The organism is Streptomyces sp. NPDC055287, from assembly GCF_053646035.1.
In genome coordinates this window covers 43,542-63,765 of the sequence record NZ_JBSHNE010000018.1, presented here as the reverse complement: position 1 = coordinate 63,765, position 20,224 = coordinate 43,542, and the positions used below count along the sequence as shown (strand labels likewise).

Genomic DNA, 20,224 nt, shown 5'->3' with positions numbered 1-20,224 from the left:
CCTCGCTCAGCTCAGTGCGCAGGCGTTGACCACATCCTCACCGCCCGTGGGCCTGGCGATCGTCCGGTCCGCGGGCGGCGCGCTGCCGTCCTCCACCCACGCCACGAGCGCGGTGAACGCCGAGCGGTAGCAGGGCAGCACCGGCCGCAGCCGGTCCGGATACGCGTCGTAGAGCGAGTCCACATGAGTGCCGCCCTCGACGGTGTAATAGCGGTGCAGTCCCGAGCGGCCCCGTGCGGTCACCATCCGCTCGTACACATCGGAGTCGGTGGCGATGGGCAGCAGCGTGTCCAGGTCACCGTGCAGCGTGATCAGCGGCCTGCCGATCCGCCCGGTGAGCGAGACCCGCCCCACCGCGCGGTGTACGGATTCCGGGCGCGCGGCGTAGTCGTACTGCGCGTCCGACGTACAGGGCGCGAGGATCTCGGGCAGCGTCGCACCGGCCGAGGATCCGGGGCACGCCGGGTCGTACGACGGATCGAACTCCGCCCGGTAGATCTTCTGCGTCAGTCCCCAGTACGCCTTCTCGTGGTATGGCCACAAGAACCGTGAACCCGGCGCGAAGCCGGCCTTCAGGAGATCCTCGTCCTGCGCCCGGCCGAGGCTCCGGGCCACGGTGACTGGCAGGGAGCCGAGGAGACCACCTCCGTCGGCGGTCCAGAGGGCGCCCTCCCAGTCCACCCCGCCGTCGTAGAGCTCGGGATGGTTCTCCAGCTGCCAGCGGGTCAGATAGCCGCCGTTGGAGATGCCCGTCATGTACGTACGCAGGGGCGCGTGCCCGTACCACCGCGCGACGGTTCTGCGTGCCGCGCGCGTCAGCTCCGTGGTGCGCCGGTTCCACTCCGCCACCGCGTCGCCGGGCCGCTTGCCGTCCTTGAAGAAGTCGGGGCCGCTGTTTCCCTTGTCGGTAGCCGCGTACGCATAGCCCTGAGCCAGTACCTGGTCGGAGATGAGGGCGTCGGTCGCGTACTGCCTGCGCGTACCGGGCGCACCGGTGACGACCAGACCGCCGTTCCAGCGATCGGGCATCCGGATGACGAACTGGGCGTCGTGCCGCCACCCGTGGGTGGCGTTGAAGCGCGAATCGTCGGGGAAGTAGCCGTCGATCTGCGTGCCCGGCACACCGGAGGGGTTCGTCGTGCCCTTCGCGGACAGCCCCGCCTGGTCGGCGATGTCCGTGTACGCCGTACCGGCCAGTCCCGCGGTGGTCAAGTCGGGCAGACAGGCGACACGCTGATGTTCGGCCCCCGGCACGGCCGGGCGGTCTTGCCGCGCGCAGGGACCGGCCGCGGGAGCACGGGGCGCGGCGCCGGCCGAGCCGACAGTGGTCAGCACCATGAGAAGTGCGGCGACGAGCGGGACGCCTCTGGACGGGCGCATGGAAAGCCTCCGTGTTCGCTGCGGGAAGAGGGGCGCAGCGCCACATCGTGCTGTCGCATTGCCGGGTACGCCCATGGGCCCGGCCCACACGGCGCGGGGCGCGACCATGGGTGCCGTCCACGAAAGGCGCGGTCCCGCGGATCGGTTCGCTGTGAACACGAGGATTGCCGCAGGACCGGGCCCCGACACGTCCGTGGAAGCGCTCCTCGCCGATCCCGGGGACGCGTACCCCCTGGCAGGGCCGCTGCCGTCAGGCAGGCCGTACAGCGATATTGTCGAGCGCCTCCAACAGACCGGGGAGTTCGGGGCCCCGGCCGACCGGAAGAATCTCGCCCGGCTCGTCGTCCAGCAGCACAAAGGCGATGTCGTCGGTCCTGGCGACGACGGACCAGCCCGGACCGTCGGCCCGCAGCGTGCGGGCCTCGCCGGACGCGAACGTCGAGCGCACCCGCCCCGGAGGCGGCGGGGCGGCCACGTAGCCGTGCAGCTCCTCGATGACACGCCGCACACCGGAGTGCGGACTGTCCCCGGGAGCCACGAACGTCTCCTCGTCGTCGATCTGCTCGCGCCATGCCGCCCACTGGAGCGCTATCTCGTCGGCGCCGAGCCGCCGCTGGGCGGGCCCCCAGGTGTCGGTGTCCGGCGGCGCGAGAGGGGCCGGCCCGCTCTCGCCGTCCGCTCCGTTCCCGGGAACGGGGTCGTGCGGGTCCGGTATGCCGGGAGCGGCCACCGCGAGCGGGAGCGGCCAGCCCGGCAGCCCGGCGACGACTGTCCGCTCGTCGGGCGACAGGTCGTACTCCATGCCGCAGTCCCAGGACGCGATAGCCACGGCCACCAGCGACACGTCGTCGATCACCACGGTCCAGCGCGCGCCCGTGCCGTCCTGGCCGAGGACCAGGCCGTACCCGTCGGCGTACGGCTCGAGACCGAGCGCCGCACAGGCCTGCGGGTAGTCGTCGCCGAGGACGCTCGGGAACTGCGCGGGCGTGAGCAGCACCGCGGTCAGCACGAACAGTGCGTCCTCGGCGTCCTCGGCACTCTCGGCGGTGTCGGTGTCCGGCCCGGTCACGGCACCCTCCTTCGGATCGGTCGTCGGCGCACCCTAACCAGTGAGTAACCCCGTCGTCGAGGTCCACGGGCCAACGGAAAGATCCCGCGTCAGGCGGCCGGGAGACCGAGGAGCGACCGTGCCACGCTGTGCGGTGACTCGCCGCGCTCGCGCGCGAGCGCGATGACCGCCCGGCAGGCCAGTTCGTTGACACCGAAGGAGAGCGCCTCCGGCGAGACCCAGTCGGCCGCCTCGTCGATACGCGGCTCGTCTCCTTCCGCGCACGCGGACACGTATTCCGCGGCGGCCTCGAAGATGTTGTGCTGACGCGTTCGCGAGTGAGCCCGCGGCGCGGCGCGCACCGCTGCCGCCTCGCCGGGACGCGGTCCGAAGAGCTTCCGGAATCTGTCCCAAGTGCCGTCGAACATGCGGACCTCCTTCCCTCTGAGTGGTGCGATCACGGATCCTCCATGTGTGCACTCCCAACGTAGAGTTGGACACCCGGCGACAGAAGGGGGACGGTGCGTTGAAGCGTTACGACCGGCTGAAGGAGATCCAGCGGCTCGATCCGGACAAGGACTTCCTGACGATCTACCGGCTCACATCGACGTACGAGTTTCCCTGGGACTACACACGTGCTTTGGAGCTGGCTCTCTACCGCACCTACGCGGTGCCCGGCATCGGCCGCCTGCTGGCCGAGACGGCAGAGCTGACCGACCGTTCCCAGAAGCGCTACGACGACACCGCGCTGCTCCTGGACACCGTCGTGGAGCACGGCTTCGACTCCGAGGACGGCCGCACCGCCATCCGCCGCATCAACCAGATGCACCGCAGCTACGACATCAGCAACGGCGACATGCGCTATGTGCTGTGCACGTTCGTCGTCATGCCGAAGCGCTGGATCGACTCCTACGGCTGGCGACGGCTGTCCGACCATGAACTCAGGGCCTCCGCCGCGTACTACCGCATGCTCGGCAAGCACATGGGCATCAAGGACATTCCGCAGTCCTTCGAGGAGTTCGAGCGCTGCCTCGACACGTATGAGACAGAGCGCTTCGGCTGGGACGAGGGAGCGCGCAAGGTCTCGGACGCCACGCTCGCGCTCATGGCGTCCTGGTATCCGCGCCCCCTCGCGCCGGTGGTGCGCGGCGCCAGCCTCGCACTGCTCGACGACGCGCTCCTGCGGGCCTTCCGCTACAAGACCCCCGCGCCCGCCGCCCGAGCGGCGGTCCGGGGCGCCCTGCGCCTGCGCGCCCGCGCCGTACGCCTGCTGCCGCCTCGCCGCACTCCGCACTACGCCCGGCAGAACCCCGAGATCAAGGGCTATCCCAGCGGCTACACGGTCGCGAACCTGGGGACGTTCCCGACGCCCGGCAGGGGCGGCTGCCCCGTGCCGCACATCGAGGGCTCGTCGGCCGCCGCGGAGTGAGGCCCCTGCCAGGGCGGCACGGTTCCCGGCTCAGCCCTGGCGGACGGCCAGCGCGAGGAAGCGGTCGTCCTCGTCGGTGTACGACGTCATCCGCCACCCGGAACCCGCCAGCAACGGCCGGAGGACGGGCTCGGCCCGCAAGTCGTCCGGGGTGATCTGCCGGCCCTGGCGAGCCGCGAGGGCCGCACGGCCGACGGGATGGAACAGCGCCAGCAGACCGCCGGGCCGCACCGCCCTGGCCAGCTCCCGCAGGTTCTCCGCGGGCCGGGGTAGATGCGCGATCAGCCCGGCCGCGAAGACGGCGTCCAGGGTGCCCGTCCGTACCGGCAGCCGTTCGACATCGGCGATCAGCAGCTGCGCGTCGCGGTCCCGGCCCGCGTGCACGGCCGCCTCGAGCATCGCAGGCGTCACGTCGGCGCCGAGCACCGTTCCTGAGGGCCCTACGGCCTCACGCAGGAACGGCAGCGGCCGCCCTGTGCCGCAGCCCGCGTCCAGCACGGCGTCGCCCGGCCGGAGCCCTACGTCGGCCACCGCGGCGGCGTAGGCCGGTCCGTCGTCCGGGAAACGTGCGTCCCAGTCCGCGGCCCGAGCCGTGAAGAACTCCTGAACGTGCGTGTGGTCATTGGCCATACGCACATCGTCCCCCAGATCTTCGGAACTTCTGCGACTCCAACGCAGGTGCGGTGCGCATGTTCGAGCGCGGGCCGGTCGTTCGGGAACGTATCTCTGTCATATTCGGGCAGCTTTCGAACTGCGCTCCCAGTGTGCGCCCCTTTCGGGACTAGCGTCCCTGGGCCATGGGACACCTGGACCACGCCACCTTCGGCTGGCTGACACCCGTGCTGTCGTACGCGATGGCCGTCGTCGGCGCCGCCCTCGCTCTGCGCTGCACCGTACGAGCGCTGGGAGCGAGCGGACGCTCCCGCCGCAACTGGCTCATCACCGCCGCGTCCGCCATCGGCACCGGCATCTGGACGATGCACTTCGTCGCGATGCTCGGCTTCGGCGTCACCGGCACCGAGATCCACTACAACGTTCCCCTGACCGTTCTCAGCCTGATCGTGGCGATGCTCGTCGTCGGGGCGGGAGTGTTCGCCGTCGGCTACGGCCGCGACCGCACCAGGGCGCTGCTCCTCGGAGGCCTCACCACGGGGCTGGGCGTGGCGAGCATGCACTACCTCGGCATGGCCGCACTGCGCCTCAACGGCTCCGTCTCCTACGACCCGCTGCTCGTCGGTCTGTCCGTCGTCATCGCGGTCGTCGCCGCGACCGCCGCCCTGTGGGCAGCCCTGAACATCAAGTCGCCGGTCGCGGTCGCCGTCGCCTCTCTCGTCATGGGAGCGGCGGTCAGCAGCATGCACTACACGGGAATGGCCGCTGTCAGCGTGCAGGTCAGCCCCTCGGGCCGGGACCTCCCCGGAGCCACGGCCATGCAGTTCGTCTTTCCTCTCGCCGTGGGCCTCGGCTCGTACCTCTTCCTCACCGCGGCCTTCGTCGCGCTCTCGCCCACAGCACGCGAGCGTGCCGCCTACGCCTCCGCGGAGCGGCTGTCCGAAACGGCCGTTCCCTAGAACGGCGCCGGCTGTTCCCGAGAACGGCGCCGGCTCCCGCCGCACCCGCACCACTCACGCAGCAGACCTGTATCCGGAACGAGGAGGCCATGCGCAAACCCCGCAGGACACCGGGCGCCGAGACACCATCCCGGTCCGCGCCCCCGGCGCGTGGACGGCGGGCGCACGCAGGTCCCCCCGCCGACGAGAAGACCGGCGCGACCGGCGGCGGCACCGACACCCGGGCACGCCCTGCGGCGGCCCCCCGGGAGCGCTTTCGGCTGCGCCCCAGAACGGTGCGAGCGAAGATCGTCTCGTTGCTGATGGTGCCCGTCGTCTCCCTGCTCGCTCTGTGGGCCTTCGCCACCGTCACGACAGCACAGGACGTAGCCGGACAGCAGCAGCTCCTACGCGCCGACGAAGAGGTACGTATACCTGTCGCCACCACCGTCGCCGAACTCCAGGCCGAACGCCGCGCCGCGGTCCGCTACCTCGCGTCGCCGGACGACGACCGAGCGGACGCGCTGGAACAGCAGGCCAAGCGCACCGACCATGCGGCGGACGCACTCCGCCTCGACGAGGGACACACCGTGGCCGACGGCGCGGACCTCCCGGACGCGGTCGCGACCAGACTCGGCACCTTCATGTCCGGCACGGAACGGCTCAGCGCCCTGCGTACCCGGGTCCTCGACCGCACCGCCGACTGGGACACGACCTATGAGCAGTACACACGGACCATTCAGGACGCGTTCGGCGTCACGGGTGCACTCACCGGCGTCAACGACACCCGGCACGGTTCCGACGCGCGCGTACTGCTCGAGTTCGCGCGGGCGGGCGAAATGCTCGCACGCGAGGACGCGTTGCTCTCCTCCGCGCAGCTCACCCGCACCTTCGACGCGCGGCGCCAGCGCCAGTTCACCGGAGCGGCGGAGACCCGCAGGAACCTGACCGAATCCGCCGTCGCCGACCTGCCGCACAGCGAGCGCGAAGCCTGGCGCGCGCTCACAAGGGGGAGCGCGTACAACGAGGTACTCGTCGCCGAGGAAAAGGTGGGCGCCGCGCCGCCCGGCCGCAAGGCCGCTCAGGCCGTTCCCGCAGCCACCTGGGAAGCCGCCCACACCACTGTCCAGCGCTCCGTGCGCGCCATCGGGGCCCAGTCCGACAGGGACGCGGCAGGCCGCGACGGCCCACTCGCCAGCGGTGTGCTCACACCCGCGGGAGCGGCCGTGCTCCTGGGACTCGCGGCTGTGGCGGCCTCTCTGGTCATCTCCGTACACATCGGCCGTCGTCTCGTCGTCGAACTCACGAGCCTGCGCAACGGGGCCCTGGAGATCGCGCGGCGCAAACTGCCCCACGCCATGGACAGGCTCCGCGCCGGCGAAGAGATCGACATCCAGAAGGAAGCGCCCCAGGGACCACACCCCGACGACGAGATCGGCCAGGTCGGCGAAGCCCTCGCCACCGTGCACCGCGCTGCCGTCAGCGCCGCCGTGGAACGTGCCGAACTCGCCAGCGGCGTATCGGGGATCTTCGTCAACCTCGCCAGGCGCAGCCAGGTCCTCGTCCACCGCCAGCTCAACCTGCTCGACAGCATGGAACGCCGTGCGGACGACCCGGGCGAACTCGGCGACCTCTTCCGCCTGGACCACCTCACCACCCGGATGCGCAGGCACGCCGAGAGCCTGATCATCCTGTCCGGAGCAGCTCCCGGACGTGCCTGGCGCATGCCCGTCCCGCTCACCAACGTCGTGCGCGCCGCCGTATCCGAAATCGAGGACTACGCGCGCGTGGAGGTACGCCAGCTTCCCGAGGCGGCCGTCGCGGGAACGGCCGTCGCCGACCTCACACACCTCCTTGCCGAACTCGTCGAGAACGCCGCCCAGTTCTCTCCGCCGCACACCAAGGTGCGCGTCACCGGAGAACCCGTGGGCAACGGTTACGCCCTGGAGATCGAGGACCGCGGACTCGGCATGGGGAAGGAGACCCTGTCCGAGGCGAACCGCAGGATCGAACAGTCGGAAGCGCTCGACCTCTTCGACAGCGACAGGCTCGGCCTCTTTGTCGTCAGCCGGCTCTCCTCCCGGCACGACATCAAGGTCCACTTGCGCACCTCGCCGTACGGGGGAACAACGGCCGTCGTGCTCCTGCCGATCGCGCTGCTGCAGAGCGCAGTCACCCAGGGGGAAGGCACGCAGGCGCAGCGGGCCTCGGTTCGCGCGGAACGGCAGGACGGCGTTCCGCAGAACGACGAGAGGGCGCCACGGCCCGGGCCGGCTCTCGCACACGGCCCGCGCCCTTCCCGTACGAACGGCCCCGCCCTCACCGGACAGGGGCCGCGCCCGGCCCTCGCCGTGCAGCCGCCGCCGACGGAACAGGAACCGCGCCAGCCGGCGGGAGTGACCGCTCTGCGCCTGCACAGCCGCACGACGCGACCGGACGGTCCCGGGAACGACGAAGGCGGCCTCCCGCGAAGGGTCCGGCAGGCGAGCCTCGTCCCGCAACTGCGCGAAGCACCCGCGCCGCCCGATCCCCCCTCGGCGGGCCCCTCCTCCGAGGACGTCTCACAGGGACGCACCCCGGAACAGGCACGGGACCGAATGACGGCCTACCGCAGCGGGTGGACCCGCGGCAGAGAAGGAGACCACGCATGATCGAGCACGAGAGGACGACCGGCACCGCTCACGGTTCCGGCGAACTCGACTGGCTGCTTGACGATCTGGTGACCAGGGTGAGCGAAGTGCGGCACGCGGTCGTGCTGTCGAACGACGGCCTGGCCGTCGGCGCCTCGAGCGCGCTGAACCGCGAGGACGCCGAACACCTGGCGGCAGTGGCATCCGGCTTTCACAGTCTCGCCAAGGGGGCAGGGCGTCACTTCCGCGTGGGTGACGTACGCCAGACGCTCGTGGAGATGGACGACGGCCTCCTGTTCGTCGCTGCGGCCGGCGACGGCTCCTGCCTCGCCGTGCTGAGCTCCGCCACGGCCGACATCGGTCTTATCGCCTACGAGATGGCCCGGCTGGTCAAGCGGGTCGGCGAGCACCTTTACACGCCACCGCGCCTCACCGCGCAGCCCCCGGCCGCGGGCTGACCGTACGACCGCAGAGAAGGCGGGCACCGCACATGACCGAGGACAGGGACACCGACCCCACCCATCAGGGCAGCCACTGGTACGACGCCGAAGCGGGCCCCCTGGTACGCCCGTACGCGATGACCGGCGGCAGGACCGAACCGGGCCCCAGTGGGGCCCGGTTGGACTTCATCGCGCTCGTCGACCTCGCCGAGAACGCGCCGGGCAGCGCCGAGGAGTCGCTGCTCGGCCCCGAACACCGCGCCCTGGTGGCGCTGTGCCGCCTGGAGACCCAGTCCGTCGCGGAACTGTCGGCCGGCGCCGATCTGCCGGTCGGCGTGGTGCGCGTGCTCCTCGGCGACCTCCTCGAATCCGGTTACGTCAAGGTCAGCCGGCCGGTACCGCCCGCGCAACTGCCCGACGAGCGGATTCTGAAGGAGGTGATCGAAGGCCTGAGAGCGCTCTAGCCCCGGCCGGCGCGACAACCGCGACCCAGTCATGACAGCCCCTACCAGCCCCGACTCCCTTTACACCTCCGCCGCTTCGCCGCTGTGGGGATGCACCAAGGCTGAGCTGACAGTCCTCCTGAGAGAAGTGATCCATGGGCTCCGAGCACTCTGACGACAAGGCCGGTCAGACGGCCGCCCTCGCGTTGAAGATTCTGATCGCCGGCGGCTTCGGGGTCGGCAAGACCACCCTCGTCGGCGCCGTCAGTGAGATCCGGCCGCTGCGCACCGAGGAACAGCTCAGCGAGGCCGGTCAGGCGGTCGACGACACCGGAGGCGTCGGCCAGAAGACCACCACGACCGTCGCCATGGACTTCGGGCGCATCACCATCCGCTCCGGACTCTCGCTGTATCTCTTCGGTACGCCGGGACAGGACCGGTTCTGGTTCCTCTGGGACGAACTGTCCCAGGGCGCTCTGGGCGCCGTCGTTCTGGCGGACACCCGCCGCCTGGAGGACTGCTTTCCGGCCGTGGACTACTTCGAACACCGTCACATCCCCTTCGTCGTGGCGGTCAACTGCTTCGCCGGGTCACGGGCCTACGGCGCGCACGACGTGTCACGCGCCCTCGATCTGGACCGGGGGACACCTGTAGTGCTGTGCGACGCGAGGGACCGCGATTCGGGGAAGGAGGTTCTGGTACGCCTCGTCGAGTACGCGGGAAGGATGCACACCGCCCGGCTGCTCGACACTGTCGGCTGAACCTCCCCCTGCTCCTGGCGCCTCACCACTCCCTGCAGCACCGGTGGAAACACGTGCTTGCCGCGATGACCGCAGTGGGGAAGTCTTGTCATCGATCAGGGCAACGGGGAACAAATTGACGGGGAGGCCGCAACATGGCGTTGGACAAAGGACTCGACTGGCTTCTGGACGACCTGACCAACCGGGTCGAGCACGTGCGGCACGCGCTGGTGCTGTCCAACGACGGCCTGGTGACCGGGGCGAGTACGGGCCTGGCCCGGGAGGACGCCGAGCACCTGGCAGCGGTGTCGTCGGGACTGCACAGCCTGGCCAAAGGGTCGGGCCGGCATTTCCGCGCCGGAAAGGTCCGCCAGACGATGGTCGAGTTCGACGAGGGGGTTCTGTTCGTCACCGCGGCGGGCGACGGCAGTTGCCTGTGCGTACTGAGCGGCGCTGAAGCGGACATCGGGCAGGTCGCGTACGAGATGACGCTGCTCGTCAACCGCGTCGGCGAGCACCTCGGTGTTGCCGCGAGGCAGCCGGGACTCGCTTCCGGAACCGATTTCTGACCTGCGCGTACTCGCCCGGCCGGGAGTTGTCCACAGGCCGGGCGGGCAACGCGCCGTCCAGGCTACGGTCGTCACCGAGAGTATTCGGATCTCACGGGGAGACGATCATGGCCGTACAGGAAGCACACCGCACCGTCGGCGCCGCACAGGCAGGCAAGCCGCTGTCCGTAGCCCGGACTTTGCAGGAACTCGGCCTGAAGCGGAGCGAGTTCGACCTTGCCGTCCTGCTGGGGTACATCCGAGCGACGGCTGACGTTGACGGCAGCCACCGCCGGGTCGCTCGCGAGGAGGTCGACAGGCTCCGGGCAGCCGACCGGAATCGGGAAACGCTGCGTGAGCGAGTACGGACCGTAGGCACCACCGAGGGCTCGCAGCTGATGGAGATCAGCCCCACCCGGTTCGGCAAGCTGGCCCGCGCCGGATACATCACTCCCGTCAAGTTCTACCTGAACCGCTACCGGGCGGTTGTCTGGCTCTATCTCGCCGAAGAACTGCAGGAGTTGGCCACCCGTCGGCCCGGTCTCCTCACCGGCAGGTCCCCGCACGAGATGCGTGCGGTGCTCGACGCGGGGGAGGACCGCAGGGCCCGCAACTGGCGGAGCCGACGCCTGAGCCTGCTGACGCGCCAGACGGAAGACCCCTGGGAGCAGGCGGCGATCACCAGTTCCGTGCTCGACCCCGTCCAGCTCGCGGAGGTCGTCGACGACCCCTACGAGCGGGCGTACCTCAACAAGCTCCGCCCGGGACTCGTGGAACGCCACGGCGAATCACCCGCCGCGCGTGAAGCCATGGACCGGCTGCTGCTTGCCGACGACCCGGACGAAATCCTCTGGCAACGGGTGAGTCTCGCGCTGCTCCTGGACGAGGCGCGTGAGCACCGCGCCGCACCGCGCCCGGAGACCAACCGCCCTCTCCCTCCTCCTCTCCCGGAAACGTCCCGGGGCCTGCGCGCATGGCTGCGCCGCAGGAAGGTGCCCCGCGATCAGGCGCCGTCATGACGGCCAGGAAATATCGGAGGCCCGAGACCGTCAGCCAGGTCGGAGCTTGGGCTCTCGTCCGATGGCTGGAGAGACGGCGGCGGGGCGACCCACTGGGGCCGGGCGCCCGGCCCCAGTGGGGGGAGAGCTGAACGCGAGAACTCGCTGCTGGCCGTGCACTGGCCCCCGGGCGCAGTTGGTGTGTACCTGCCGCTAGAGTGCGTTGTTTGGTTGACGGGCCTTACGGCGAGGGGGACGCATGAGTGGGCAACTGAGGGACACAGCGAGTGAGTTGGCCGAAGTGCTGTGGCGGGAGCACACCGTGTACCGGGACCGCGCCGGGGGCGTCGTCATCAGGGGCGAGCACGTGCAGCGCTGGATCAGTCTCGCTCCGGCGGGCGGCCGCGGCGAGGTCCTCGTCCGCGCCGGCCGCATCCTCGACGGCGGCACCACGGCCCCGGCACGTTCGGAGGCGATAGTGCCGCTCGACGCCGGGACGGCCCAACTCGCCGCGACCTGCCGCCGGCTGCTCGCCGAGGCGGCGGTGGACGCGGCGCCGCGCGCGCCGGGCCCGTCAGGCGCCGACCGCTCCAAGCGCTTCGGCCACTCCAGGGGCGTGGGCCGCTCCGAGGCCTCCCGTCGGTCCGGCCGGTTCAGACGGTCGGGCGAGCCGCGCCGACGGGGGAGACACACGAGCTTCACCTCATGGGTGGTCCTGGTGTGTGTGGTGGGCGTGGTCGCCCTCTTCCTCTACAGCGCCGGGGTGTTCGGCAGGTAGCGGCACAGCGTCACGCGACCCGTGTGAAAGCTCTTGCTGGGAAGGCCAGTGCGCTTCAGACAGGCTTGCGGGCCTCGATGAGGAAGCGGGTCGAGTGGGCCACGAACGGTCCCTCGCTCTCGATCCGGTCGTGCAGTTCCCGCAGCCGGTCGCGGTACTGGCCGACGGTGAAACCGGGGACCATCCAGATCACCTTCCGCAGGAAGTAGATCACCGCGCCGATGTCGAAGAACTCGATCCGCAGCCGCTCGAACCGCAGGTCGGCGACCTCCAGGCCGACCGCTACGGCCTCCCGGCGTGCGTCGTCGGGGTGCCGGCCGCGGCGGACTTCTCCCGGCTGCGGACCGAGGAAGTACTCGACGACCTCGAAGACGCTGGAATGGCCGACGTGCTGGGCGAGGTATGTGCCGCCGCCCTGGAGTACGCGGGCGATCTCCTCCCACCACACCGTCGCGGGATGACGGCTCGTCACGAGGTCGAAGGCGCCGTCCGCGAACGGCAGCGGCGGTTCGTCCGAGTCCGCGACCACAATGGCGCCGAGCGGGTGCAACAGCCGCGTCGCCTTGGCGACGTTGGGCGGCCAGGACTCGGTGGCCACCATTGTCGGCGGCAGCTTCGGCGCTCCGGCGAGGACTTCCCCTCCGCCGGTCTGGATGTCGAGAGCGGCGGACGCACGGGCCAAGTGCTCGCTCATCGTGCGCTGGTAACCCCACGAGGGGCGCTGTTCGGTGGCCCGGCCCTCGAGCCAGGAGAAGTCCCAGCCGTCCACCGAGACGGCCTCGGCTTCGGATACGAGTTCGTCAAAGGTGCGTGACATACCCGGATCATTGCGTGGGGAAACGGACGAAGTCAAAGAAGATTTCCATGCTATCCCCTTGGCAAGAGGCCTGTTTGCCATGATCGCTTACATGTCTCCTGTCTCCGCTGCCGCCTGGTGGCCGGCCTCTCTCACCACTTCGAGGCTCACCCTGCGCCCCATCGAGTCTTCGGACGTGCCGGAGATCGCGCGCCTGTGGACGCACCCCGCAGTACGCCGCTACCTCGGCGGCCCGGTGGCCGAGCAGACGGTGCGCAGGCGTGGGGAAGCATGTGTCGGCGCTCCGGGAGCGTTCAGCGTCGTGGGGCAGGACGGGGGCGCGGTCGTCGGGCTGGTGACGGTGGAGCCAGGCGCCCGGGACGGCCGTACGGAGGTCTCGTACCAGTTCCTGCCGGAGTACTGGGGCCGCGGCTATGCCCGCGAAGCGGTGGCAGCCGCCGTCGGCTGGGCCTCAGTAGCGGTGCCCGACGGCCCCGCGGGCGTGGTCGCGGTGACCCAGGAGGCCAACGCCGCTTCCCGGCGCCTGCTCGAAGCGCTCGGCGCGACGTTGACCGACAGCTTCATCGAGTGGCAGGAGCCGCAGGTGCTGTACGCCTTCGACGAGCGAAAGCACCTCGACGGCGAAACGGGCCGCTTTCGACCCTGCCCGGATTCGCGCGCCCGGAGCTGACCAAGCCGGGCCGGGCGGGCGCCCGAGGGGTCCTGTACGGCGAGTGAGGCCGCCCAACCCTTCTCACGCCGTCGGTCGCCCACACGCCGCGCTGACCGGCTGCGTCGCGAGATAACACCCCAATGGCGCAGAAGACCAGAATGAAATCGTCCGAATTCATGGCCGCCTCCACATGCGAAACCCTGGCATTGCGGTTACTCGTAGGTCATGGCATCGAAGTGGCAGCAAGAGCATGGAGACGACGAGCACGGGCACGAACCCAGGCCGGCGGACGCCGGGGCGGGCGCGGAGTCCGGCAGTCGTGCGGGCCCCGGCCCCGAGGTGGAACGGAACGCTCCCGACAAGCCCACCCAGATGGGCAAGCAGTCGTGGGGGGCGGTGCTGAAGCGCACGATGGCCGAGTTCAAGGACGACGAGCTGACCGACCGGGCCGCCGCGCTGACGTACTACGGGATCCTGGCGCTGTTCCCCGCGCTGCTGGTACTCGTGTCGATCCTGGGCATCGCGGGCGAGTCGGCGACCAAGGCCGTCCTGGACAACATCGCGAAGCTGACGCCGGGCTCCGCCCGCGACGTCATCACCGGGGCGGTCGAGCAGCTCCAGGCCAGTGGCAGCGGTACGGGGTCGATTCTGGCGATCGTCGGTCTGCTGGGTGCGTTGTGGTCGGCGTCCGGCTATGTGGCCGCGTTCATCCGTACCTCGAATGCCGTCTATGACATCCCCGAGGGCCGGCCGGTCTGGAAGGTCACGCCGCTGCGGCTGGTCCTGACCCTGGCGCTGATGATCCTGGCGTGCGTCAGCGCCCTGATCGTGGTGTTCTCCGGCGGCCTCGCCCGGCAGCTGGGTACGAGCCTGGGGATCGGCGACACCGCCCTGAACGTCTGGTCGATCGTGAAGTGGCCGGTCCTCGTCCTGCTGGTCACCATCATGATCGCGCTGCTGTACTGGGCGTCGCCGAACGCGCGGGGACGCGGCTTCAGGTGGGTCACGCCCGGCAGCTTCCTGGCCCTGGTGATCTGGTTGATCGCCTCGGCGGGATTCGCGCTGTACGTGGCGAACTTCGCTTCGTACAACAAGACGTACGGCACCCTGGCCGGCGTGATCGTTTTCCTGGTGTGGCTGTGGATCACGAACCTGGCGATCCTGCTGGGGCTGGAGTTCGACGCGGAACTGGTTCGCGAGCGCGCCATCGTCGGCGGCCACCCCAGCGACGAGGAGCCGTACGTCGAACCGCGCGACACGCGCAAATGGACCGACGAGGACCGCAAGCAGATGGGTAGCGACCAGAGGGGCAGCGACCAGAGGGGCGGCGACCGGACGGGCGGCGACCGGACGGGCGGCGACCAGAGGGGCGGCGACCAGAGGGGAGGCGACTGAGTGCCGGAGCGGCGCCTGAGCCGGGGTGTCGACGGGGTGAGCCTCACACATCCGAAAGAGGCCACGACGCGGCTGCTCCACGACCTTCGCCGCCTCGACCGCAGGCTCACCCGACGGGCCGCCTCCTGGGACTCGCCGTGGGCCCGCCAGGTGCTGCCGGCCGTGGAGTCGGTGGCCGAGAGGACCAAACTCTGGTGGGGCGCGGCCCTTGCCATGGCTGCCCTGGGAGGCGCCCCGGAACGCAAGGCCGCGGCCGGGGGAGTGGTCAGCATGCTCTCCGCGCAGGTGATCGCGAACGCGGTGTGCAAGCAGCTGTACGCGCGGGGCAGGCCATCTGCGGACATGATCCCGCACGACGACGTCCAGGACCGGCCGGACAGCTCGTCCTTCCCCTCCGGGCACACCGCCGCCGCTGTTGGGTTCACCGTCGCCGTGGCCCTCAGCTCGCCCTGGCTGGGGGCGGCGGCAGCGGTTCCCGCCGTACTGGTGGCCCTGGAGCGCGTCCATGTGGGGGCGCACTACCCCAGTGACGTCGCGGCCGGCGCCGCCATCGGTGTGGGCAGCGCCCTGCTGGTGCATCACGCACCGCGCCTGATGCTGCGCCTGCTGCTGTAGCGGAGGAGACGAGGTTACGCCGGAGAGGCCGGCGGGCGGATCGTCCGCGCGTCCTCTGCGGCGCGGGTGTCGGCTGGCGGGCGCCCGGAGTAGGGGCTACGACTTGAAATGACAGCCACCAGCGGGCAGGTCATCGCCACCGCCACGGCGGGCGCGGGACGAGATGCGGCAAGGAAAGGCAGGCCACGAGGATGAGCATGTCAGCGGACCAAGCGCGCCACAGAGATGCCGAGGAGTCGGTGGGCGATCTGGTCAAGCACGCGTCGGAGCAGATTTCCCAGCTGATGCGGCAGGAGCTGCACCTGGCGCAGGCCGAGATGCAGCAGAAGGGCAAACGGTTCGGGCTCGGCGGCGGTCTGCTGGGCGGAGCCGGCGTCGTGGGCTTCGTCGCGCTGCAGGCCGTCGCGGCCACCGCGATCGTGGCCCTCGACCTGGTCTGGCCGTTGTGGCTCTCCGCGCTGGTCGTCACCGGCGCCCTGCTCCTGCTCGCGGCGGTACTCGCCCTCGTGGGCAAGAAGCAGGTCGGCCGGGCCACTCCGGCCACCCCCGAGCAAGCGATCCGGAGCGTCAAGGCCGACGTGGCCGAGATCAAGGAGAGGGCACGGCGATGACGGACAAGGCCAAGGGCGACGGTTCCTCGCCCACCCCGGACCAGTTGCGGGCGCAGGTGGAGAAGACCCGCGAGGAGCTCGGCCGGACGGTCGAAGCTCTGGCCGCCAAGGCCGACGTAAAGGCGCAGGCACAGCAGAAGGCGGCGAAGGTCAAGGGCCTCGTGCACGACAAGGCCGCTTCTGCCAACGAGCAGTTGTCGGGCACGGCTCACGTGCTGGGGCGGAAGATGCACCCCAGGAGCGTCGAGCCGGGTGCGCACACCAAGGGCGGCGCTCACACGAACCGCAATCTGCTCGTGCTTGCCGGTCTGGCGGCGATCGCGGTGATCGTCGTCGCCACGCGCCGCAGCGGGAGGTGCTGGTGAAGGCGTCCAAGATCGCCTACAAGCCGGTCGGCATGCTGCTGGGCGCCCTGAGCGGCGCCTTGGCCGGTGCGGTTTTCAAGCAGGTGTGGAAGGTCATCGGGCACGACGAGGACGCCCCCGACGCCACCGACCAGGAGCGCGGCTGGCAGGAGGTCGTGCTCGCCGCTGCCGTACAGGGTGCGATCTTCGCCGCGGTCAAGGCGGCGGTCGACCGCGGAGGCGCCACCGCCGTACACCGCCTGACCGGAACGTGGCCCGGCTGACGGTGTGTTCGTACGCCGCCCGAGCGCTCGGAGCGCTCGCACTGCACGGGGCGCCGGCAGGGCCCGGTGTGTTCAGAGCGCTATGCGTCGCTCGTCGGCCGGGATGGCGAGGTCGTTGATGCTGGCGTAGCGGCGCCGCATCAGACCGTCGTCGTCGAACTCCCAGTTCTCGTTGCCATAGCTGCGAAACCACTGGCCCTCTTCGTTGTGCCACTCGTACTCGAAGCGGACGGCTATCCGGTCGTCCGTAAAGGCCCACAGCTCCTTGCGCAGGCGGTAGTCCAGCTCGCGCTCCCACTTGTCCCGCAGGAACTGCACGATCTCCGCGCGCCCGCGCAGGAACGTGTCGCGGTTTCGCCACTCGGAGTCCTCGGTGTAGGCGAGGGCCACTCGCTCGGGTTCCCGGCTGTTCCACGCCTCTTCGGCCGCCTGGACCTTCCGCCGGGCGGTCTCGGCGGTGAACGGCGGGAACGGCGGCCTCTTGTCGGTCATGACTCTCCCCTTCGCGGATGGGAGAACGAGCATTCTCCCGTGTGTGCAGTAGCCTAGGAGAATAGTGATTCTCTTTCAAGGGAGACGTGGGCATGGAAGCCGCGGCACAAGAGATCCGCATCCTCGACGCCGCCGAGACGCTCTTCTACGGGCGCGGCCTGCAGGCGGTCGGCATGGCTGAGATCCGCGACGCGTCAGGGGCGTCCCTCAAGCGCCTCTACCAGCTCTTCCCCTCCAAGGACCACCTGGTCGAGGCGTACTTGCGGCGGCGCGACGTGCGGTTGCGGGAGTCATTGGCGAGCCACGTCGAGGCGCGCCGGCCGGGCGGCGACCAGATCCTGGCGGTCTTCGACTGGTTGCGGTCGTGGTTCCAGGAGCCGGACTTCCGAGGCTGCGCCTTCGTCAACTCCTTCGGGGAGCTGGGCGCCACGTCGGACGCCGTCGCGGCCGCCGCCCGCGACCACGTCGACGCCCTGAAGGACTATCTGGCGGGCCTGGTGGCCCGGACGGGCCACTCCGAATGGCTGGCCCGCTCGCTCTTCCTGCTGGTGCAGGGCGCGATCACCACGGCCGCCGTCTCCGGCGGCGCCGACGCGGCGGACCAGGCTCGCGAGGCGGCGCGCAAGCTGCTGGAACTGGACTCGGTCACCCCCAGCAGCCGAGCTCCCGGGCGAGGCTGACTGCCCGTCGCTCCCCCCCCCCGCGTCCCTGATAGGTCACATCCTGCGGTCGACGAGGAACGGCAGGAGCGTGAGGATGTCACCGACCGCGGCCGGGGCCAACGGGACGCTCTCCAGGCAGTCGCGGGCGCTGTCCAGGTGGTGGTGCGCCTCGGCCAGCGTGGCGGAGCGCCCACCGGCGGCTTCGATGAGCTCGGCGGCCCTGCGGGCGCCCGTGTCGTCGAGTGGACTGCCCGACGTGAGGAGCGCGACGAGCTGCCGGGCCTGCGGACGGTCCGTGGACACGGCCGCGAGGACGGGGTACGTCTTCTTCAGACGGCGCAGATCGCTGTGGACCGGCTTCCCCGTGACCCGAGGATCGCCCCATATCCCGAGCAGGTCGTCCACGGCCTGGAAAGCCACCCCGAGATGCCGGCCCGCGCGAGCGAGGACCTCCACCGTGGGTGCGGGCGCCCCGGCCAGTACGGCGCCCAGGCCCGCCGCGCAGCCGAGCAGCGCACCGGTCTTGTGACCGGCCATGGACCGGTACTCCTGCGGGGACACCGCCTCGGGCCCCGTCCAGGGCCGGGTCTCGAAGAGGAGGTCTTCGGCCTGCCCGCGCACCAGGTCGTTGAGCGTTCCCGACAAGTGCCGCACCGCTGCCCCGCTGTGTACGCTGCGCGCGTCGGCCAGCGTCTCCACCGCCAGGGCGAACAGCGCGTCTCCCGCCAGCACCGCGGGGCCCGTGCCGTACTCCTTCCACACGCTCGCCCGCTGCCGCCGGGTCTCGTCGCCGTCCATGATGTCGTCGTGCAGCAGCGAGAACGTATGGATCAGCTCGACGGCCACCGCGCCGGCCGTCGCGTCCTCGCCGGACCCGCCCGCCGCCTCGGCGCAGAGCACGGTGAGGGCCTGGCGCACGCCCTTGCCCTGCGAACCGGCGTCGGGACCGGGCACGAATCTGCCGCCCACCTCGCTCCAGCCGAGCGAGAAGGCGGCCATCTCGGCCGGCCAGGGATGGAGGCGCTGCACCGCCTGCGTGAGGGCGGGCCGCACGAGGTCGCGGCAGCGGGCGAGGATCTCCGGCGCGGTGGCCCGGGCTGTTACCGGCAGAGTCATCGTCGGCCGTCTTCCTCGTCCGCCACACGCGCCAGGGGGAGTACGCCGAGTTCGGCATGGGCCTTGTCGACCATGTCCCGGGCGTGACGCAGGCCGATCCGGTCGAGCGTACGCCGCAGGTCGCCCAGCTCGGCGGCGGTCTCCGCCTGGTCCCGGCCGAGATGGGCGCGTGCCTTGACGAGCCCGAGGCGCGCCAGCGCTTCGCCCCGCGGCTCGCTCATGGCGCGGAATTCCGCGAGGGCCTGCTCGTACACCTGGCGGGCTTCCTCGTAACGGCGGGCGCGGTAGAGCACATTGGCGCGCATCTTGTGGTTGTAGGCGAGCGCGCTGGACAAGTTCATCTCGCGGCACGTGAGTTCGGCCTCGGCGAGCAGCGCCAGGGCGCGTTCCGGATTGTCGTCCCGGAGAGAAACGATGTCAGCCATGCCGCGCAGCGCCCATGCCCTGCCGCGCCGGTCGTCGGCCTTCCCGGCTATCTGGGCGGCTTCCTCGAACATCTCCAGCGCCGTGTCGTACGAGCCGGTATTGCGGTGGATCTGCGCGATGCCCTCCAGTGCCCACACGGTGTGGCGGGCCTCGCCGCGTTTGCGTGCCTCGGCGAGCAGTTGCTCGTGCAGTACGGCCACGGCCTGGTAGTCGCCCTGGATGCGGCCGGTCTCCGCCAGGCCGGCGAGGGAGTAGCCGCGGGCGACGACGTCCCCGCCCCGCTTGCCCATGTCGGCGGCGAGTCCCAGCAGTCTGAACGCCAGCGCCAGCGCGCCCCGCTGCCGGGCGAGCGTCCCGCCGCTCCACAGCGCCCAGGCCATGGCTCCGAGGTCGTCGGCCGAACGGGCGGCGCGGTAGCTGGCCTTCCACGCCCGATCGGCTTCCTCGATGTTGCCCAGCCTGCGATGCGCCTCGGCCACGGCGAGCCCCGCCCGCGCCACCTCCTGCTGGGAACCGGACGCTTCGGCCGCCCGCAAGTGCTGGGTGCCCTGCTCCAGTACGTCCGTAAGGGAGGAGTTCACCGACAGTGCCGTCAGGGCGCCTTGGTACTCCGGCGCGAATGCCTTGCTGTGCATGGGTGCCTTTCGTGCGAGGCCAGAGCAGTGGCGCGACGACAGCTATACGCAGCGTGTATACGCACGGTGTATAGCAGCCTGGTTCTCGAACCCTGGCGTTGGGGGGACCCGGGGCCGCCGGCGAATCCGCGGCGGACCCGGCCTGCTGTGGATCAAGACGGCTGCCGCCCGCTCGGGGTTGCTCGCGCCCG

At 70.7% G+C, this 20,224-nt stretch carries 24 protein-coding genes; 16 read left to right on the top strand and 8 right to left on the bottom strand.

Translation table 11 applies throughout. The features are described from left to right. Positions 1-6: 6 nt before the first annotated feature. The 3 genes from ACWIHY_RS25570 to ACWIHY_RS25560 all read right to left on the bottom strand — a co-directional run bounded on the left by ACWIHY_RS25570 (position 7) and on the right by ACWIHY_RS25560 (position 2,856). Positions 7-1,380: a tannase/feruloyl esterase family alpha/beta hydrolase gene (locus tag ACWIHY_RS25570; protein WP_454378012.1), complete on the bottom strand. Its 1,374-nt coding sequence runs from the start codon at positions 1,378-1,380 to the stop codon at positions 7-9. 250 nt (positions 1,381-1,630) lie between these two features. Then, positions 1,631-2,449, bottom strand: a complete 819-nt coding sequence (locus tag ACWIHY_RS25565) for a hypothetical protein (protein WP_454378011.1) — start codon at positions 2,447-2,449, stop codon at positions 1,631-1,633. 89 nt (positions 2,450-2,538) lie between these two features. Then, entirely contained in the window at positions 2,539-2,856 is a 318-nt protein-coding gene (locus tag ACWIHY_RS25560) for a hypothetical protein (protein ID WP_454378010.1), read from the bottom strand. Positions 2,857-2,954: 98 nt separating this feature from the next. Here ACWIHY_RS25560 and ACWIHY_RS25555 point away from each other — a divergent pair, with 98 nt between their 5' ends. Next, entirely contained in the window at positions 2,955-3,857 is a 903-nt protein-coding gene (locus ACWIHY_RS25555; RefSeq protein WP_454378009.1) for an oxygenase MpaB family protein, read from the top strand. Between the two features lie 30 nt (positions 3,858-3,887). On the opposite strand, the gene ACWIHY_RS25550 is transcribed toward ACWIHY_RS25555, so the two are convergent. After that, the gene (locus ACWIHY_RS25550; protein ID WP_454378008.1) at positions 3,888-4,487 is read right to left on the bottom strand and encodes a class I SAM-dependent methyltransferase; all 600 of its coding nucleotides are present in this window, start codon (positions 4,485-4,487) and stop codon (positions 3,888-3,890) included. 167 nt (positions 4,488-4,654) lie between these two features. On the opposite strand from ACWIHY_RS25550, the gene ACWIHY_RS25545 reads away from it, so the two are divergent. From ACWIHY_RS25545 to ACWIHY_RS25510, 8 genes are all read left to right on the top strand, one after another. Then, positions 4,655-5,428: an MHYT domain-containing protein gene (locus ACWIHY_RS25545; RefSeq protein ID WP_454378007.1), complete on the top strand. Its 774-nt coding sequence runs from the start codon at positions 4,655-4,657 to the stop codon at positions 5,426-5,428. 89 nt (positions 5,429-5,517) lie between these two features. Beyond that, positions 5,518-8,058: a sensor histidine kinase gene (locus tag ACWIHY_RS25540; protein ID WP_454378006.1), complete on the top strand. Its 2,541-nt coding sequence runs from the start codon at positions 5,518-5,520 to the stop codon at positions 8,056-8,058. After that, on the top strand, positions 8,055-8,495 hold the full coding sequence (locus ACWIHY_RS25535) for a roadblock/LC7 domain-containing protein (protein ID WP_454378005.1): 441 nt from the start codon (positions 8,055-8,057) through the stop codon (positions 8,493-8,495). Before ACWIHY_RS25540 ends, ACWIHY_RS25535 begins: the two co-directional genes overlap by 4 nt. A 32-nt stretch (positions 8,496-8,527) precedes the next feature. Then, entirely contained in the window at positions 8,528-8,941 is a 414-nt protein-coding gene (locus ACWIHY_RS25530) for a DUF742 domain-containing protein (protein WP_454378004.1), read from the top strand. Positions 8,942-9,075: 134 nt separating this feature from the next. Next, positions 9,076-9,681 (top strand): GTP-binding protein, encoded by a 606-nt coding sequence (locus tag ACWIHY_RS25525; RefSeq protein WP_454378003.1) that lies wholly within the window; start codon positions 9,076-9,078, stop codon positions 9,679-9,681. A 134-nt stretch (positions 9,682-9,815) separates the two neighbouring features. Next, entirely contained in the window at positions 9,816-10,229 is a 414-nt protein-coding gene (locus ACWIHY_RS25520; RefSeq protein WP_454378002.1) for a roadblock/LC7 domain-containing protein, read from the top strand. A gap of 107 nt (positions 10,230-10,336) precedes the next feature. Continuing rightward, the gene (locus ACWIHY_RS25515; protein WP_454378001.1) at positions 10,337-11,227 is read left to right on the top strand and encodes a DUF6397 family protein; all 891 of its coding nucleotides are present in this window, start codon (positions 10,337-10,339) and stop codon (positions 11,225-11,227) included. A 238-nt stretch (positions 11,228-11,465) separates the two neighbouring features. Next, positions 11,466-11,984: a hypothetical protein gene (locus ACWIHY_RS25510; protein WP_454378000.1), complete on the top strand. Its 519-nt coding sequence runs from the start codon at positions 11,466-11,468 to the stop codon at positions 11,982-11,984. A 55-nt stretch (positions 11,985-12,039) separates the two neighbouring features. Here the strand turns inward: ACWIHY_RS25510 and ACWIHY_RS25505 are convergent, their stop codons facing one another. Further along, on the bottom strand, positions 12,040-12,801 hold the full coding sequence (locus tag ACWIHY_RS25505; protein WP_454377999.1) for a class I SAM-dependent methyltransferase: 762 nt from the start codon (positions 12,799-12,801) through the stop codon (positions 12,040-12,042). Positions 12,802-12,892: 91 nt separating this feature from the next. Here ACWIHY_RS25505 and ACWIHY_RS25500 point away from each other — a divergent pair, with 91 nt between their 5' ends. From ACWIHY_RS25500 to ACWIHY_RS25475, 6 genes are all read left to right on the top strand, one after another. Then, positions 12,893-13,471: a GNAT family N-acetyltransferase gene (locus tag ACWIHY_RS25500; RefSeq protein ID WP_454377998.1), complete on the top strand. Its 579-nt coding sequence runs from the start codon at positions 12,893-12,895 to the stop codon at positions 13,469-13,471. Positions 13,472-13,678: 207 nt separating this feature from the next. After that, positions 13,679-14,848 (top strand): YihY/virulence factor BrkB family protein, encoded by a 1,170-nt coding sequence (locus tag ACWIHY_RS25495; RefSeq protein ID WP_454377997.1) that lies wholly within the window; start codon positions 13,679-13,681, stop codon positions 14,846-14,848. Between the two features lie 36 nt (positions 14,849-14,884). Further along, on the top strand, positions 14,885-15,463 hold the full coding sequence (locus ACWIHY_RS25490; RefSeq protein ID WP_454377996.1) for a phosphatase PAP2 family protein: 579 nt from the start codon (positions 14,885-14,887) through the stop codon (positions 15,461-15,463). 191 nt (positions 15,464-15,654) lie between these two features. Next, complete coding sequence (locus ACWIHY_RS25485) at positions 15,655-16,074, top strand: phage holin family protein (RefSeq protein ID WP_454377995.1); 420 nt, start codon at positions 15,655-15,657, stop codon at positions 16,072-16,074. Further along, the gene (locus ACWIHY_RS25480; RefSeq protein WP_454377994.1) at positions 16,071-16,439 is read left to right on the top strand and encodes a DUF3618 domain-containing protein; all 369 of its coding nucleotides are present in this window, start codon (positions 16,071-16,073) and stop codon (positions 16,437-16,439) included. Before ACWIHY_RS25485 ends, ACWIHY_RS25480 begins: the two co-directional genes overlap by 4 nt. Further along, positions 16,436-16,702 carry a DUF4235 domain-containing protein gene (locus ACWIHY_RS25475; protein ID WP_454377993.1) on the top strand — a complete coding sequence of 89 codons (267 nt, stop codon included), beginning with the start codon at positions 16,436-16,438 and terminating at the stop codon, positions 16,700-16,702. The genes ACWIHY_RS25480 and ACWIHY_RS25475 overlap by 4 nt, the downstream gene beginning before the upstream one ends. 72 nt (positions 16,703-16,774) lie before the next feature. On the opposite strand, the gene ACWIHY_RS25470 is transcribed toward ACWIHY_RS25475, so the two are convergent. Then, positions 16,775-17,194, bottom strand: coding sequence for a DUF1348 family protein (locus ACWIHY_RS25470; protein WP_454377992.1), 420 nt, complete (start codon positions 17,192-17,194; stop codon positions 16,775-16,777). 92 nt (positions 17,195-17,286) lie between these two features. On the opposite strand from ACWIHY_RS25470, the gene ACWIHY_RS25465 reads away from it, so the two are divergent. Beyond that, positions 17,287-17,874, top strand: a complete 588-nt coding sequence (locus ACWIHY_RS25465) for a TetR/AcrR family transcriptional regulator (RefSeq protein WP_454377991.1) — start codon at positions 17,287-17,289, stop codon at positions 17,872-17,874. Between the two features lie 36 nt (positions 17,875-17,910). On the opposite strand, the gene ACWIHY_RS25460 is transcribed toward ACWIHY_RS25465, so the two are convergent. Continuing rightward, positions 17,911-18,972: a polyprenyl synthetase family protein gene (locus ACWIHY_RS25460; protein WP_454377990.1), complete on the bottom strand. Its 1,062-nt coding sequence runs from the start codon at positions 18,970-18,972 to the stop codon at positions 17,911-17,913. Next, positions 18,969-20,033 (bottom strand): tetratricopeptide repeat protein, encoded by a 1,065-nt coding sequence (locus ACWIHY_RS25455; RefSeq protein WP_454377989.1) that lies wholly within the window; start codon positions 20,031-20,033, stop codon positions 18,969-18,971. Before ACWIHY_RS25455 ends, ACWIHY_RS25460 begins: the two co-directional genes overlap by 4 nt. Between the last annotated feature and the right edge of the window lie 191 nt (positions 20,034-20,224).

Coding starts and splice junctions, on each gene's coding strand:
- ACWIHY_RS25570 (WP_454378012.1), bottom strand. CDS start 1,380: ATGCGCCCGTCCAGAGGCGTCCCGCTCGTCGCCGCACTTCTCATGGTG.
- ACWIHY_RS25560 (WP_454378010.1), bottom strand. CDS start 2,856: ATGTTCGACGGCACTTGGGACAGATTCCGGAAGCTCTTCGGACCGCGT.
- ACWIHY_RS25550 (WP_454378008.1), bottom strand. CDS start 4,487: ATGGCCAATGACCACACGCACGTTCAGGAGTTCTTCACGGCTCGGGCC.
- ACWIHY_RS25545 (WP_454378007.1), top strand. CDS start 4,655: ATGGGACACCTGGACCACGCCACCTTCGGCTGGCTGACACCCGTGCTG.
- ACWIHY_RS25540 (WP_454378006.1), top strand. CDS start 5,518: ATGCGCAAACCCCGCAGGACACCGGGCGCCGAGACACCATCCCGGTCC.
- ACWIHY_RS25535 (WP_454378005.1), top strand. CDS start 8,055: ATGATCGAGCACGAGAGGACGACCGGCACCGCTCACGGTTCCGGCGAA.
- ACWIHY_RS25530 (WP_454378004.1), top strand. CDS start 8,528: ATGACCGAGGACAGGGACACCGACCCCACCCATCAGGGCAGCCACTGG.
- ACWIHY_RS25525 (WP_454378003.1), top strand. CDS start 9,076: ATGGGCTCCGAGCACTCTGACGACAAGGCCGGTCAGACGGCCGCCCTC.
- ACWIHY_RS25520 (WP_454378002.1), top strand. CDS start 9,816: ATGGCGTTGGACAAAGGACTCGACTGGCTTCTGGACGACCTGACCAAC.
- ACWIHY_RS25515 (WP_454378001.1), top strand. CDS start 10,337: ATGGCCGTACAGGAAGCACACCGCACCGTCGGCGCCGCACAGGCAGGC.
- ACWIHY_RS25510 (WP_454378000.1), top strand. CDS start 11,466: ATGAGTGGGCAACTGAGGGACACAGCGAGTGAGTTGGCCGAAGTGCTG.
- ACWIHY_RS25505 (WP_454377999.1), bottom strand. CDS start 12,801: ATGTCACGCACCTTTGACGAACTCGTATCCGAAGCCGAGGCCGTCTCG.
- ACWIHY_RS25500 (WP_454377998.1), top strand. CDS start 12,893: ATGTCTCCTGTCTCCGCTGCCGCCTGGTGGCCGGCCTCTCTCACCACT.
- ACWIHY_RS25495 (WP_454377997.1), top strand. CDS start 13,679: ATGGCATCGAAGTGGCAGCAAGAGCATGGAGACGACGAGCACGGGCAC.
- ACWIHY_RS25485 (WP_454377995.1), top strand. CDS start 15,655: ATGAGCATGTCAGCGGACCAAGCGCGCCACAGAGATGCCGAGGAGTCG.
- ACWIHY_RS25480 (WP_454377994.1), top strand. CDS start 16,071: ATGACGGACAAGGCCAAGGGCGACGGTTCCTCGCCCACCCCGGACCAG.
- ACWIHY_RS25470 (WP_454377992.1), bottom strand. CDS start 17,194: ATGACCGACAAGAGGCCGCCGTTCCCGCCGTTCACCGCCGAGACCGCC.
- ACWIHY_RS25465 (WP_454377991.1), top strand. CDS start 17,287: ATGGAAGCCGCGGCACAAGAGATCCGCATCCTCGACGCCGCCGAGACG.
- ACWIHY_RS25460 (WP_454377990.1), bottom strand. CDS start 18,972: ATGACTCTGCCGGTAACAGCCCGGGCCACCGCGCCGGAGATCCTCGCC.
- ACWIHY_RS25455 (WP_454377989.1), bottom strand. CDS start 20,033: ATGCACAGCAAGGCATTCGCGCCGGAGTACCAAGGCGCCCTGACGGCA.